Here is a 15,865-nt window from a genome sequence, read left to right as displayed (position 1 = left end):
AAAACGAGCCGAATTGTACGGACTTTTAGGTTCAAAGTAAAAGCTATAGGTACTTTGTTAGATCGACCTCATCAATTTGTGCAGGGTTCAAGTACCGTTTTGCATAGCTCAAGTAAATTCCGGAGCGTAAAAACAGTGTGAAAACATCACGATCTACATGTTGCTCATCCACCATTTTCGCCAATATATCAATTGCAACACTCAAAGGTTTGGCTTTTTTATAAGGCCGATCTGCGGCTGTAAGCGCTTCAAAAATATCAGCAAGAACCAACACACGCTCTGGAATAGATAAGTTATCAGCAGTTAATTTACGCGGATACCCTGTGCCAATTAATGTCTCATGGTGAGTTGATGCGTAACGAGGTACTCTAGCCAGCTCATCGGGAAACGGTACATTATCAAGCATTCGAATGGTACTTATAATATGTTCATTAATTTTAAAGCGGTCTTCTGTTGTTAGCGTGCCACGTGTAATTTTTAAATTATACAATTCACCTAGGTTGTATTTGTATTCAGGAATCGTCACTTTAATACCTAAGCGCTCATCGTATTCTATTGGCTTATCATGGGGTATTAGGTGCTCTGCTTTATCACTTAATAGTTTCTCTGTTGCAGGGAGTTGTTCATCAGCATTACTATGACGAATCTCCTCCACCGGTGACAACCCTATTTTGTCATCAAAATACCGCTGCCATGTGATATTGCTTAACTTCTCCAACCGCTCAAGGCTCGCTTCATCCATAAACTCACCACCTACATTACAGGATGCTATGAATGAAAAATCTTTTCGTAACTGAGTGTGTTTCTCTTTCAGTTGTGACTTTAAATCCCCTTCTTTTTCTGGCGCTCGGCGTGCAGCTTGTAAATAGTCAATTTCAGCATCTCGCCATAACACTTCAAAGCGGGTTCTTATTTCATGAATCCGGTTATAGATAGTTTCGAGCTTTGTTCCTTTATCGACAATATGCTCTGGCGTGGTAATTTTTCCGCAGTCATGAAGCCAAGCTGCTAGACTAAATTCTCTAAACTCATCATCGTTTTTAAATTCAAAGTCTTTAAATGCTTGCTCATTTGAACTTGACGCAGCCTTCGCAAGCATGATTCCAAGTTCAGGAACCCGCTCACAGTGACCGGCGGTATACGGGGACTTATCGTCGATAGCTTGCGCTATTAACTCGATAAATGATTCCATTAACGCTTTTTGATTTTGTTCATGTTGTTGAATTGATTGGCTCATTTCGACCATCGAAGACGCCAAATTATGAATTTCTTTAATGTTACTTTTTAAAGTAGAGACTTGATCAAACTGGCGTTTTTTTATTTTTAAGTTCTCACCTTCCAGTGTTTTAATTGGCCCGACAATCGGTGAAGCAAAAAACCACGAAACAGGTAGCACCATAATTAAACAAGCGGCTGTAATTAAAGTAGAAAGCTTAATTTTCTCATGTGTAGAACTAAGCACTCCCTCTTTAGGTACCGCAATTGCCAAAAAGTCACCATCTTCGTTATTGGCAGATAAAGGGGTTATATAAACATATTTTTCAATGCCATTTAATGTCATAAGCCTAAGTTTGGAAAACTGATCACTCTGCTCAAGTAGCGTCAAAAGCTCTGGGTAAGGTACTGTTCCTACAACCTTTGAAGTAACATGCAACTCATTTGACAACCACTTATTTTGTAAAGCTGTTAAGTACTCAGTAGGTAACCGTTTAATTGCCAAATCGATTAAACCTTTAAGCTCGGCATCTTCAGGGTGAAATAATAGGTGCAATGTATCGGGTAATAAATCATGGCTAAAAGCATCCAAATGGTTGTATTGAATGCCTTTAATAAAAAATTGCTTTTGCGTGTATTTAAACACGGCTTCGTTATCGAGCCCTGCAAAAACCTTTCCTTGGCTAACTGCATCTAACACGGCTTTGGTGCTTGCAAGTTCAATAATTTCAATATCTGGAAAGTGTTTTTTTATGACCTCTATCACCGACCACCCTTCACCTATCGCTAACTTCATACCCGCTAACTGTTTCATAGTTAAAATGGGTAGCTCCCCCTCTTTAGTTATGATACTAAATGGCAAGGTTGTTATTGGCTCACTCATCAACCCCAGCGGTTCATTAGTTGGTGTTTTGAAGATAGGCTGAATAATATCAATCTCATTATTGGCAAATTGCTGTAAAAATTCTGACCATGCGTAACCATTGATATATGTGACTTTTAAGCCCAGCATCTCGGCAATCCCATTTATATAATCAATGCTATAGCCTTTGGGCGTCCCTCCAACACTAAAATCAAGTGGTGGCCAATTCGTCTCGTTTGATACCGTTAGGTAGGGGTATTTATTCAACACAGCTTGTTGGTATTCGCTTAACGTAAGCTGTGTTAATGTGGGTAACTGAAGGTTATTTTTTTGCTGGTTAGAGGCTATAATTTCCCCTTCTTTATTGTAAATATATAACTCGGTTAAGTACTTGTTGCTAATCTTTTTTTGCTGACGAGCCAAGTATTCCGAAATACTCGACAAACTCACATCAAGTGCTAATACACTTTTTTGATCCGCTGATTTTATAGAATAGGTTTGCCCAGGCGCTTGCAAATGTGTGAAAAAATAAGGCTTCGTTTTACTGACATGGGTTGAATTCGCGTTTTTAAACCAGATCCGTTCACGGGGGTCATAATTAGTTGCTTTACTTTGTGAAATACGCAAATTAAATTGTTCATCAAGGTAATGAGTTTGGTGGGTTCGCGCTTCTCCCTCCCCTGCAATGTGTATCACTACCCAACGATCTGCTTCTATCGCTTGGAGCTGCTGACGAACGATATTGCTACTTTCTAAATTAATAAGCTCATAAAAATCTCCATTCTCATAACCAACATACATGGCATAAAATTGAGGATTTAGCTGCATTATTTCACTCATTACATTTCGTAATTCACTTTTGTCGATTTTATTCGATGTAACAAGGGTGCTATTTTGAATCATTACACTTAACGTGTTTTCGGACTTTTCATTAATCCTTGTGAGATAACCTGCCACTGAGTCTGTGGTTAAATTGAAGTGTTTTACACTCGCCTCTAATGCCATTTTTTCGCTGAAATAGTATTGCAAACTGATTGCAATAATTGCTGTAAGTGAGGTTGCAAGCACAAATACAGCCACAACAGTTAAACGAATAGAGAAACGGATTTTTTCTTTTAATTTATAAAAAGCAGCTACCAGCACCTATGCAACTCCCTGCTATGCTAAATTCGTAATTATTATTAACTTGTATATCTTTTATACACCAATGATTAAGTATTACAAATAGAAAGCTACAAAATTTATGTTCACAGCAAAAAATCAATACAGTCTTTCAGTAGGGCTATTAATTAGTTCATTTAAATAGCAGGGCAATAACAAAATATAGGTAACTACTTTTCAGTTTAATTAAATAAGCTCCTCGCCAGCCTCATCACATTCAACAATATCTGTTTCTGCTAATGCCTTAGCAATCCATGTTTGCAAGATTGGGCACGCAAGTACATGCTGGCAATAAGCTTGTGCTGCACTCGAAAGCTCAATCTGGTACGTTTTAAAGCGCAGCACCACAGGTGCGAACATCGCATCAACAATAGAAAAATCACCAAATAACCAAGCATTAGGGTAACTTTGCTGCTGAGCCGAAAATATCTCATCCATGCGCGCAATGTCTTTTTTAGCTTGGTCTGATAACTCAACATGCCTTTTAGCACGAATATTCATAGGCATTTCATTACGAAGTGCAACAAAACCAGAGTGCATCTCGGCGGCTAAGCTCCGCGCTTTTGCTCTTTGGGCTATGTCACTAGGCCAAGCAGCACCATTTAGATAAGCATCATTGATGTATTCACAAATAGCGAGTGAATCCCACACAATTAAATCACTATCTATAAGGGCAGGCACTTTTTGCACTGGAAACTTCGTTTTTAGCACTTCATAAAATTCAGGGGTATCTAAGACTAGTTGCTTCTCTGCAAATGAAACATTGAATTTACTCAGTAAATACCATGCCCGCAATGACCAGGTTGAGTAGTTTTTATTGCCAATAAATAATTGCATTATACGTCCTTTAACGAGTAGATTAAGTTCACTATAAAGTAGCGAGCGGTTAATTACTCGCCAATAGTTTTTATACAACCCATAAGAAAAGTTGATACATAATGGATATTGATGCCCTCAGAACTTTTTGCGCCTTTGTTGATACGGGAAGTTTCACCCGCGCCGCAGCACAAATTTGTAGAACTCAATCTGCGGTAAGCATGCAGATGAAAAAGCTTGAACAAGAGTTAGCAAGTCCACTCTTTGAAAAGCAAGGGCGCCAACTGGTGCTAACCCAGCAAGGCCACCAGCTTGCAAGTTATGCAAAGCAACTGATCACACTTCATGATGAGGCGTTTAAGCAATTAAAAGCAGGCACTGGCAATTTACGTGTGCGCATTGGCTGCCCTGACGATTATGCCCACTCTTTACTACCTGAGCTTGTTGATGCCTTACACCAACAGTTTAATGCGCTGGATTTACAAATAAGCTGCGCCCCAAGCACTGAGCTTAGAGCCAAGCTCGACCAAGGCATGCTGGATTTAGTAATTGCCACTCGCTCACCTGACAGCGAAGAAGGTTACTTATTACAATCAAGCCAAGGCGTGTGGGTGAAAAGCCCTGCTTTTGAGATTAACGATTCAACACCACTTCCAATTGCCTTGTTTCAACGAGACTGTAAGTTTCACCAAGCCAGTATTGAGGGTCTGTTAAAAGCCGAGCGTCGTTTTAATATTGTTGCCTGCTGTGGCTCTGTGGGTGCGTTACATGGCCTAATTGAACAAGGCCATGCCATTGGGAGTATGGCGCGAATAAGCATGCAAGCGAGTGTGGAAGAAATCAGCGATGGCTCGCTGCCAACCCTTCCTATGGTTGATATTGTGCTACTGTATGGTAATCATGCCCACAACCCTGTTCGCCATGAACAGTTAAAACAGATTGTGGAGTTGATTAGGGAATAAATAAGCATAATAAACTACTGGAGTTTAACCAATTTGCGAGTTCTAATTGGTTCTGTAAGATATAAAAACTCACTTAAATCATGAGCACTGTTGATCAGCATATGTTGCTTAGGTTGGGCTAATTGCCAACGTTCAGTTTTGGCAGTTACTAAATCAATACGCTGAAAGCTGACTTTATCAGCATACTCCATGGTAACGGCTAATTGCTGGTTACTCACAGATATACCAATGATGTCATTGTTAGCTGCTTGCCAAACAGTCTCTATATCGCCATGCCTATTAACTCGAAACACTTCGTTACTGTTCGAAAAATAAATCTGATCTTGCTCATCTAAATCCATACCATAGCAACTTAAGCGTTTCCCTGAGCCTGTGAATGGTGTCAAAGTTAGACTTGTTAAATCAAATTTAGCCGGGTGAAATGTCTGTCCATCCTCTGCGCGATAAGAAACCAGAATTGCGTTTTCATTATGATACATTTCTCTTAAATAAAAAGAGTGATTACCATGAGGAATTGATTCATAAGTGCCACTGCTTAAATCAATTTTAAATAATGTATCTTTACTTGCAGTGTAAACCTGTCGAGCGTCTTGGCTCCAAACAATCCCAAATAACTCATGGTTATCAGGGTTTGAAAAAATACGTGTTTGCTTACCATTGTCGTATAAAAATAATTGTTTTAATCCAAAACGATGTGACTCAAATACAAATTGAGTAGAATCTGGCGAAAACACGGGAAGAAAGTCGATTGATGAGGTATCAACGAGTTTGGTCAGAGTGTCTGGTTTAGCGCGTGTTTGGCTGACAATATCCACATCAACATTTACTAACTCCATCAAAATAGCTTCAGCGTTTGATGTGTACTGTGCATCACGAATTATTTGATAATTATTAAATGGAATTAGCTGTAGCTCACCACCAAGGTCTAAGTGAATAAGCTGATTGCGTTGACTAATTAATAACGCTTGATTATTTGGGTGCCAGCTTAAGCCTTGAATACCATCTTCTATGATAGTAATGGTTTGTAATTTTCTATTGGTAAGGTCAAGTACATCAATACGGTATTTGTTTTGCCCTGCTTCAATGCCTAATGCGATTTTACTACCATCTTTAGATAACGCACTCACAAGTAACCAATCTTGTTGTGCTGCTGTTACTAAGCGTGTCTTTTGTTTAGTGTTTAAATCCAGTGAGACAAGTCGAGTATCGTTGTTTTGTTTCTCTTTTTCTATGTAATAGAGTCGCTTATCAGCCCCCCAATCTATTTGGTGACTGGTTAATACGCTGTCATTAAAAACACTCACAGTAGTTTGCTCTAATGGCAGAAATTTTGATAAATCTATGCTTAAGGTGTTGAGTGATTGTGTTTGGTCTACGGTTTTTACAAACGCGATCGCATTATCGGAGGTAGACCACCCCAACGCGTAGTAGCTTGCGGCATCTTCAGTCAGCCTCACCTCTCGCTCTGTTAAGAGCTCTTTAATCCAAATATGTTGGCTCTCTTTATCGCCTCGCACAAAAGCGAGGTACTTACCACTATGTGAAAGTGATAAGTTAGCTTCATTTAATTCACTCGAAGTGAGTGGCATTAACAGGTTAAAGTGAGCATTTACTTTTTGTTGAGGTATTAGCTGCCAAGCAATAACAACAAAACTAATTAGCAGAACAACTAACAACGGCAAAAATTGCGCTTTTAATGTTTTTGCTTGCCCCTCAGTTACTTTTTCAAGGCTATAACCGCGCTTAGGGTGTGTAATTATAAACTGTGGATTTTTGGCATCTTCTTGGAGTGCTTTTCGTAGCAATGCGATACAACGCTGTACTGAACTTGGGTTGTAGGTAGCATTAGGCCATACTTTTGCAAAGATTACTTCTTGGCTTACCACTTCCCCCTTATTTAAATAAAGAGTATGTAATACATCCATGACCTTTGGCTCGACTATTTGCTCATAATCTTGCGATGAAATTAAACATCGACTCTCATCAATTGCAAATTTGCCGATTCGATAACGCGCCACTTACTTCTCCAATAAATATTTACGAATCAAAGATTAAGGTTTTCTTAAGAGAAACTCAAGGGTTACTCCATTGTCACTTTGCTCTGCCTATTAGATTGTTTTTGTTATGTCAAAATAGGTAATAAAAACAATGTATAAATATTTATCAACGCTCACTATTTTCATCAGTGCTTTTTTAATTTTTCAAATTCAGCCGATGCTTTCAAAGCAACTTCTACCGCAATTTGGTGGTGGTGCCTCTATTTGGTCAGCAAGTTTAGTGTTTTATCAAGTCATGTTACTTATTGGCTATTTCTATGCGCATAACATGGGTCGCTTTCATATTAAGTTGCAGGTAGTCACCCATATAGTTTTAGTCACCTGTGCCACACTCATTGTTGTGACAAAATTTGCAGCCCCAAATCTCACAAAGTGGCCGCCTACGCTTGCGGTGTTTGTTAATTTATTTATAGAAATTGGTCCAATATTTATTCTACTGAGCGCCACCAGCATACTTTTACAAAGGTGGTATGTGCAAACTGCTTCAGCACAAGTGCCTTACCATTGGTATTCCATCTCAAACTTGGGTTCTTTACTGGCGTTAATGAGCTACCCGCTCGTTTATGAATTACTATTTTCTTTAGAGCAGCAAACTACCTACTGGCTATTTGGACTTATCAGCTACTGCTTGTTATTAACACTTCTTGTAATATTTTTACTAAAAAAAACACCCGACATATCAAGAGCGCCTATTCAAACTAGGCATATCACGGTATTAAAAGGTAAAGGTCAATGGCTGTTACTCAGTGCCTTAAGCTCAGCCATGTTGGTATCTACCACGCATATGATCAGCACTAATATTCCACCCATGCCATTACTTTGGTCACTGCCCTTTGTAATTTACTTGCTCACCTTTAGTTACACGTTTGCCAACAAAGCAAATTATCAGCGTCATAAGTGGGCATATGCGTTTATATTTTCGGCTTTTGCAGGCCTGCTGATGTTTTATTTTGGCAGCTTATTCAATGCCCTAGCCCAGCTTATAATTTACAGCCTGATTCTATTTATCGCCTGCATGATTTGCCACGGTGAGCTTAGAAGCAAGGCCCCTGAAAATGAGCAATTTACGATTTTTTATTTCTATATCGCCCTTGGCGGTGTGTTAGGTTCGCTTTTCAGTACGCTCATTGCCCCATTGCTATTCGTCCAAATTGACGAGTATTTACTTACATTAGCGGTTATTTTTAGTTTTGTGTGTTATTACCAAATAAAAGCTAAAACAAAGACAAAACAGCTCAAATTCACTCTCGCAATCAACTCAGTTACTTGGTTAGCATGTTATTGTTTTTTAGCGGTAAACTTTAACCAATATAACGTTGCCACTAGCCGCAACTTTTATGGCTATTTAGCGGTTAAAGATATAAACACTCAATCAATAAAAGAAAGGCGCTTAATTGACGGCACCACGATTCATGACTCTGAACCATTAAACGCAAACCAACAGTTTGGGCAAAGTTACTACCACCAACATACTGGTGTCGCTAAATCACTTGCCATACTAAAGCAACACAGCGCACTAAACATTGGCGTGATTGGTTTGGGTGCAGGCGTTTTAGCTCGGTTTGCAGACCAGCAGGATAGTATTCACTTTTTTGAGTTAAACCCTGCTGTGGTCGAGATGGCAAAGCGTTATTTCTCTTACTTAGAAAACAGTGAAGCTAAGCTCAAAGTGACCTTGGGAGATGGCCGTATAGCGCTAAAAAATAATGCGAGCGAAATATTTGACGTATTAATTATTGATGCATTTTCAAGTGATGTAATTCCTGCGCATTTGCTAACCCAAGAAGCAATATCGCTTTATTGGCAAAGACTCAATGAAAATGGCGTATTAATTGTGCATATCTCAAATAACCATATTGACTTATTGCCAGTATTACAGGCACATAGCCAACACTTTAATAAGGCTATGTTAAAGTTTAGCTATCAAGGCCATAGCCCATCAGACATAGGCTCAGACTGGGTGGTGCTAACTGACAATCAGGCTTTTTTAAATCGTGTATCTATCAGTGATTTGTCGCCCATTAAACGCTACCCACATAGCGAGCTGGCAATGTGGACTGATAGCAAACACAGCCTACTCCCCTTATTAAAATTCTAACAGGCATAAAAAAGCGTGATGATTTTTTTAATCATCGCGCTCATTTAATTGCATTAATTTCTAAACACTAAGCCACTTTAAGTTATTGCTAGTCAAAGTATCCCAAACACAATCCCGTTATACCTAGAAGAATCATACCAATTAGGCTGATATCCATAAAATATGCCAGAAAACGGTCTATTGGTCTTGCATGGCGTAAAATGATATCTTCATTTGCTAGAGGGGTTTTTCCTTTTTTACCTCGAACTAATATTCCTGCATACATACCAACTCTAAGACCCATTCCACCACGGTCCCAACTTGGCGTTCCGCTTCCTTCCTCTTTCACTTTTCTATCTAATCGGCGGATTGTGAGCCGTGTAAAAAGTAACCCTGAAATTAAGAAACTAACTAAAAAAATTACATTCAACACTTCAAAAACACTTTTCATTTCCATTAAAAGAAACTCATATTTGAACTTTTATAATACAGTTACTTGTAGTTAGTTGGCTCATTACTAAAAACTGCATGTATTAAATCTAGCTCCATGCCTAAATGCTGAAGTTAACCAAAACAAATACTAAACTAAATAGCCCAGCCATTTCCCTAAAGGCCATAATATAAATATAGCCACTAAACTTATACTCATAGAAAAAGCTAGAACACGGTCGATAGGCCTTGCATGACGTAGAATGATCTCATCCTCTGTAAGAGATGCTTTATCTGACTTATTCTTTATCAGTGTGACCGCATACATACCTACTCTAAGACCCATCCCGCCCCTATCCCATGACGGTGTTCCTTCACCTTCCTCTTTAATTTTTTTGTCAAGATGACGAATGGTTAAGCGCGTAAAACAAAATCCCGAAATGAGAAAGCCTAATACAAAAATTACATTTAAAACTTCAAAAACACTTTTTATTTCCATTAAAAGAAACTCATATTTGAACTTTTATCATAAAGCATACCGGCAGCCGATTGACCAGAATAGTCACCAACTTTAGCTGCAACATAACCTGCTGCTAGCCCTACACCAATAAGTATCACCCAGCCTACAGGACCGGCAGCAATAGCTAAACCCGCTCCAAGCTTAACAACTGCACCTCCTGCTGCAAGACCCGATGCAGTTCCTAAGCCGAAACCTGTCGTTTCCACAGCCAAAGTTCTGTGCCAATCTGCCCCTGATTTATAATCACCATATATCTTATCTGCTCGTACCGCTGCATCTAAAGCAATTAAGCCATTACCAAGTACTGATGAACCAACTTCTAAAGAACGCAGGCTACGAATACCTGATAGCGATGTAACTTGTATAGGTGCAGCATTTCGAGCACTTTTGGCTATATTGATACCGCGTTGAGGGTTAGACCAAATATTCCCTCTACTGCCGCTCTTCACTCGATTTGCAATAGCGCTAAGCTCTCGAGTAAATCTTTCGTTCACTTCTAAATGGGCTGCTTTTGCTTTATAACCTAGTTTAACAAGTTCATGCTTAGGCGCTTTATTTTTAGCTGCAGCTCTAATTGCCATTAAGCTCTTCTGATATTTAAATAACGCTTTACCAAAATTGCTTAACCTAGCTTCTTTCGAGTTGATAGCAGTTGCAGCGGCCCCCGAAGCAGCAATAGAGTCAACCTTATAGCTCATTATATCCGCCATCTCTTTGAGGTAAGGCTGGAGTTCTTTTTCGTATAACTCTGCGATTGCAAATGTATTATCGCTACCGAAATCATTAGCCATTTTAGTGATATTGCGCTTAGTCGACTGAGACCAGCTATTAACACTGTCCAGAGCACATGCAAGGTCTGGACGATTAGCACGTAAATTTTTAACACTTTTTGAACCTGGTTCACTCAAAATAAAAGGGGTACCTGCAGGTATAAAAGAACCAAAAATATGGGGATTATCTTTTCGAAACTGTTTATAAGCTTCTTTATTACTAATATCGATGGGTAATGCAGCACGGCTTTGTGTGCTAAAACACAAGTTGAATTGTTCTGACATAAAAATATCCTTTTTAAAATTAGTCCCTAAATTGTGATGATTCTAATGCAAATGAACAGTTCAATAAACCCGCAATGAAAAAAATTTTTGCATTAATTGCCATGTTAATAAATTGGTTTATATAAAGATAAAGCACATCACTCTTAGAAAATATATAGCTCACACTTTCAATCAAAAACGCGGCAAATCAAGCCGCGTTTTAAGTTTATAGTTCTTTGCTAAATCAAACCGAGTTAATCAATCGAACCTTTGATTGGTCCATGTTCGTGTCTTACATGTGGGTTTTGACCACGTTGGCGCAATAAGTGATCCATTAAGGTAATCGCCATCATCGCCTCAGCAATAGGAATTGCGCGAATACCCACACATGGGTCATGACGACCTTTGGTGATCATCTCTACCGCTTCGTTGCTAGTATTAATGCTGTTGCCAGGTATGGTAATGCTTGAAGTTGGCTTAAGTGCGATAGAGGCAATGATGTCTTGCCCTGTCGAGATACCTGCAAGTACACCGCCCGCGTGATTTGATGTGAAACCATCTGGAGTTAACTCATCACGGTGCTCAGAGCCTTTTTGCTCAACCACATCAAAGCCATCACCAATCTCAACGCCTTTTACTGCATTAATGCTCATTAGTGAATGTGCAAGTTCTGCATCAAGGCGATCAAATACTGGCTCACCAAGACCAACAGGCACATTTTTAGCAACCACTTTAACTTTAGCGCCTACCGAATCACCTTGTTTTTTGAGGTCGCGCATATATTCATCAAGCGCGTCTAATTTACTAGGATCAGGGAAGAAAAATGCATTGTTTTCCACTTCATCCCAGTTGTAATCTTCAGCTTTAATTGGCCCAAGCTGACTCAAACAAGCACGCACTTCAATACCGTGAAATTGTTTTAGGTATTTTTTTGCAATTGCACCTGCCGCTACACGAATCGCAGTTTCACGGGCAGAAGAGCGACCACCACCTCGGTAATCACGAATACCGTATTTATGCCAATAGGTATAATCACCATGACCTGGGCGAAATACATCGGCAATTTTGCCGTAATCTTTTGAGCGTTGATCAGTGTTTTCAATCAGTAAACCAATGCTAGTACCTGTGGTTTTACCTTCGAATACACCCGAAAGAATTTTTACTTCGTCACTTTCGCGGCGCTGTGTTGTATAACGACTTTGCCCCGGCTTACGACGGTCTAAATCAATTTGTAAATCGGCCTCGCTAATTTCAAGACCTGCTGGTGTGCCATCAACAACGCCGCCTAATGCAACGCCGTGGCTCTCACCAAAGGTGGACACTTTAAATAGTTGTCCAATGCTATTACCTGCCATTAATTTTCCTCATTCCTAATGACTACTGAGACCGAGCCCTCAGGCTCGGCTTTTAAAATCTGCTGTTAATCTGCGAAATAGTTAACAAGCTGCTGTTTGCTGATTACAAACACGCCAAGACCACCTTGTTCGAATTCAACCCACTCAAACGGCGCACCCGGGTACAGCTCTTCCATATGTACCATAGAGTTACCAACTTCGACAAATAACAAACCGTTATCAGTTAGATGCTCAGCAGCTTCCGCTAGGATGGTGCGAGTAACATCAAGACCATCATGACCCGATGCTAAACCAAGCTCTGGCTCGTGATGGAATTCACGTGGTAAATCAGCCATATCTTCAGCATCAACATACGGTGGGTTAGCTACGATCAGGTCATATTTTTGACCCGGAACACCACTAAACACGTCTGACTGAATTGGCAGTACACGGTCATTTAGCATGTAATCACTGATATTAATATCAGCAACTTCGAGCGCTTCATAAGAAATATCAACCGCATCAACCTGTGCATCTTCAAATGCTTGCGCAAGTGCAATAGCGATACATGCAGAGCCGGTACATAAATCAAGAATGCGCGATACTGAGCTTGGCTCTTCTAACCATGGTGCAAAGCGGTTGCTAATTAACTCTGCAAATGGCGAACGTGGAATTAACACGCGCTCATCAACATAAAACGGCATACCTGCAAACCATGCGGTGTTGGTCAGGTAAGGTACTGGCGTACAATCATTAATACGCTCTGCAATTAGTTCAGCTAAACGGTTTTTCTCGGTGCTGGTTAAACGCGCATGCATTAGCTCTTTTGGCGCGTCGATTGGCAAGCTTAGTGCTGGTAATAGTAAGCTAACTGCTTCATCCCACGCATTATCTGTGCCGTGCCCAAAGAAAATACCACTGCTGGCAAATTGACTGGTTGTCCAACGTAACCAATCATGCAACGTTGAAAGTTCTGCAATTGCCTCGTCTAAAATTGCGTCTTCTATCTGGAAATGGTTCATGTATGTTCCTTAACTTTCAAAGTCTGTTCTGACGCGTATTGTACCGTCTTTTCAGTTGGTTTTTACTCGATTTTTAGCGTTTTTTTGTTTAGACTTCCGCCATGAAAAAAGATCCCCACGACAACAACCACATTAGCGCTGACGATATTGACTTATTTCGTCAAAGTATCAGTGGTGCCAAAGCATTTAAACAAGACACTATTCGATTCACCAATAAGCCTAAAGTGTCACAAGCCAAGCAATTTTCCCAGCAAAAAAAGCAACATCAGGCAGAATTTTTCTTTTCTGATGAATATGTACCAGATATCGACACTCACGGCACCGTCAGTTATGTCAAGCCTGGTCACGATAGCTATTTGGCAAAACAACTTCGCCGTGGAGATTACCCACCTGATTTAACTCTTGATTTACATGGCTTAAATAAAGAATTAGCCAAAGACGAGCTAGCGGGTTTGATTCATGAGTGTAAAAAACAACATTACTATTGCGCCTGTGTTGTGCACGGTATTGGTGAGCGCATACTTAAACACAAGGTACCGCAATATTTAGTGCAGCACCCTGATGTGATTGCCATGCACCAAGCACCTCTTGAATTTGGTGGTAAGGGTGCAGTACTTATTTTAATTAACCTTCCACAAAGTGATGAGTTCAGACGCTAACGTCTTCTTATCATAAGGCCTAATGTGCATATTTTTTCGATTATCTTTCCACTGATTTTTATCGTGTTAAGTGGCTACATCAGCTCTCGTAGCACGTTTTTATCGAAAGAGCATATAGCAGGGTTAAGTAAGTTTACTTTTTACATTAGCGTGCCTGCTTTTCTATTTTTAAATATGGCTCAAGCCGATTTACAAAATAGTGTGTCTATTGCGGGGTTTTTGAGCTTTTACATTCCGGTGTTGGCTATTTATACCCTTGGCTATGTGATTGACTGCTATCTCATTAGCAAGCAATCTGCGCCGTCACGTCATGCTGTATTTGCCCTTGGCAGTAGTTACTCAAATACGGTACTGGTAGGTTTGCCTATTATTATTGCTGCACTTGGGCAACAGATGGTCGGCATTGTGTTTATGATCATTACTTTTCACAGCGCACTTTTGTTTACCCTCACCTTTTTGCTCAGTGCTAAATCGCAGCAAACATTCTCTTGGCGAACATTTGCTAAAAACATGCTGCTGAACCCTGTGGTATTAAGCATCAGTAGCGGCCTTGCTGTAAACCTACTTGGTTTTACACTTTTTGATGATTTAGTAAATGGCCTAAGCTTACTTGCTAAACCTGCCATTGCCTGTGCGTTATTTGTATTAGGAGCGAACCTTGCGTTTTATAAAGTGGCCGACAACTTACAAGCATCACTTATCGCAACCATCATCAAGCTTGTCGTTTTACCGTGCGGGGTATACTTTTTTGCAGGCTACGTATTTCATCTAGAACAATCATTACTGAACGTTTTAGTACTTTTAAGCGCCTCTCCTTTAGGGGTCAACGCTTACCTAATCGCCAATCAAATTAAGCAGCATCAAGCGACGCTCGCAAGTACTGTGGTGCTCTCAACGGTATTAAGTGTAGTCAGCTTTAGTGTTTGGTTAAGTATATTGCTTAACTAAATAGGTTTAAAAACCTTCATATAAATCAAATGTTTTTATCCTATTTACACCAACCTTATCCACCATTTAGTCCTAAATTAGCTACACTAAAGTAAATAAAAAGAATAGATAATATTAATAAGTTGTTAAAAATCCATATGAATTGTTCTTATGTGCTTCCCGTTCATTGATAACTACAAATAGAAAAACCAATAAATTCAAGGCTTACCGTCAAGATAAGCCTAATTAGCTGGAGTTGCAAAGGATGCATTACGAAATTTTTGGGGCTATCTATACTAATAAAATCAATCATATGAATGAGTTATATACTTTCTACGATGAATACAAAATAGAAATATTAGCAAGATTACCCTTTTTTCTTTCCGAACTTGTAGAGTCATTTTCAGCTAAAGAATTCTATCAATTTATCGGCGAATACGGAGGCAGAAAAATTTACCTCGGTAAACACAAGTCTAAATTAGAACAAAGTCTTTCTATAGAGTTAACACAAGCACGCTATGACAAACTCTGCTCACTTGCCGACTCCTCGGGCTATATAGAAATCCCAAACCGCTGGGGTGTATTCAGTCTGCTTAGAAAAATAGCCTACGAAGATTCAATCAAAAACGGGATGGATAATGACGAGCTGATCCGAGTGTTTGGTATAAGTCAACGAACTATCTCAACTGTTCGCAAAAAAATTGCAGTCTCAAGACAATCATAAGATCAGCTCTTATTAATTAATTTTCCTTAAGTGCCTATAACTGAGTTAACCCAGTCACTAATGGAA

At 39.6% G+C, this 15,865-nt stretch carries 13 protein-coding genes; 5 read left to right on the top strand and 8 right to left on the bottom strand.

The genetic code is table 11. The annotated features are described in order from the left end of the window. Positions 1-43: 43 nt before the first annotated feature. Positions 44-3,220, bottom strand: coding sequence for an HD domain-containing phosphohydrolase (locus NYF15_RS13150; protein WP_371353798.1), 3,177 nt, complete (start codon positions 3,218-3,220; stop codon positions 44-46). Between the two features lie 204 nt (positions 3,221-3,424). After that, positions 3,425-4,075 (bottom strand): glutathione S-transferase family protein, encoded by a 651-nt coding sequence (locus tag NYF15_RS13145; protein ID WP_130150540.1) that lies wholly within the window; start codon positions 4,073-4,075, stop codon positions 3,425-3,427. Between the two features lie 101 nt (positions 4,076-4,176). Here NYF15_RS13145 and NYF15_RS13140 point away from each other — a divergent pair, with 101 nt between their 5' ends. Beyond that, positions 4,177-5,016, top strand: coding sequence for a LysR family transcriptional regulator (locus NYF15_RS13140; protein ID WP_371353797.1), 840 nt, complete (start codon positions 4,177-4,179; stop codon positions 5,014-5,016). Positions 5,017-5,030: 14 nt separating this feature from the next. On the opposite strand, the gene NYF15_RS13135 is transcribed toward NYF15_RS13140, so the two are convergent. Further along, entirely contained in the window at positions 5,031-7,034 is a 2,004-nt protein-coding gene (locus NYF15_RS13135) for a winged helix-turn-helix domain-containing protein (RefSeq protein ID WP_371353796.1), read from the bottom strand. Positions 7,035-7,164: 130 nt separating this feature from the next. Between NYF15_RS13135 and NYF15_RS13130 the strand changes: the two genes are divergently transcribed. Then, a complete protein-coding gene (locus NYF15_RS13130) occupies positions 7,165-9,171 on the top strand; it encodes a spermidine synthase (protein ID WP_371353795.1) in 2,007 nt (668 codons plus the stop codon). A gap of 88 nt (positions 9,172-9,259) precedes the next feature. Here the strand turns inward: NYF15_RS13130 and NYF15_RS13125 are convergent, their stop codons facing one another. The 5 genes from NYF15_RS13125 to prmB form a co-directional block, all read right to left on the bottom strand. Next, positions 9,260-9,607 (bottom strand): hypothetical protein, encoded by a 348-nt coding sequence (locus NYF15_RS13125; RefSeq protein WP_371353794.1) that lies wholly within the window; start codon positions 9,605-9,607, stop codon positions 9,260-9,262. Positions 9,608-9,730: 123 nt separating this feature from the next. Then, a complete protein-coding gene (locus NYF15_RS13120) occupies positions 9,731-10,078 on the bottom strand; it encodes a hypothetical protein (protein WP_130150535.1) in 348 nt (115 codons plus the stop codon). Further along, positions 10,078-11,154 (bottom strand): hypothetical protein, encoded by a 1,077-nt coding sequence (locus NYF15_RS13115; RefSeq protein WP_062569803.1) that lies wholly within the window; start codon positions 11,152-11,154, stop codon positions 10,078-10,080. The genes NYF15_RS13120 and NYF15_RS13115 overlap by 1 nt, the downstream gene beginning before the upstream one ends. Positions 11,155-11,387: 233 nt before the next feature. Next, complete coding sequence (gene aroC / locus NYF15_RS13110) at positions 11,388-12,488, bottom strand: chorismate synthase (protein ID WP_371353793.1); 1,101 nt, start codon at positions 12,486-12,488, stop codon at positions 11,388-11,390. 65 nt (positions 12,489-12,553) lie between these two features. After that, entirely contained in the window at positions 12,554-13,489 is a 936-nt protein-coding gene (gene prmB, locus NYF15_RS13105) for a 50S ribosomal protein L3 N(5)-glutamine methyltransferase (RefSeq protein WP_341803054.1), read from the bottom strand. Positions 13,490-13,590: 101 nt separating this feature from the next. On the opposite strand from prmB, the gene smrB reads away from it, so the two are divergent. The 3 genes from smrB to NYF15_RS13090 all read left to right on the top strand — a co-directional run bounded on the left by smrB (position 13,591) and on the right by NYF15_RS13090 (position 15,799). Next, on the top strand, positions 13,591-14,148 hold the full coding sequence (gene smrB / locus NYF15_RS13100) for an endonuclease SmrB (RefSeq protein ID WP_371353792.1): 558 nt from the start codon (positions 13,591-13,593) through the stop codon (positions 14,146-14,148). A gap of 24 nt (positions 14,149-14,172) precedes the next feature. Next, positions 14,173-15,096, top strand: coding sequence for an AEC family transporter (locus NYF15_RS13095; protein WP_371353791.1), 924 nt, complete (start codon positions 14,173-14,175; stop codon positions 15,094-15,096). Positions 15,097-15,340: 244 nt separating this feature from the next. Next, the gene (locus tag NYF15_RS13090) at positions 15,341-15,799 is read left to right on the top strand and encodes a hypothetical protein (RefSeq protein WP_371353790.1); all 459 of its coding nucleotides are present in this window, start codon (positions 15,341-15,343) and stop codon (positions 15,797-15,799) included. The last annotated feature ends 66 nt before the right edge of the window (positions 15,800-15,865 follow it).

Origin of the sequence: Pseudoalteromonas sp. 68 DY56-GL68, assembly GCF_041414825.1 — a bacterium.
GTDB lineage: Bacteria > Pseudomonadota > Gammaproteobacteria > Enterobacterales > Alteromonadaceae > Pseudoalteromonas.
This window is presented reverse-complemented; position numbering and strand designations above follow the sequence as displayed.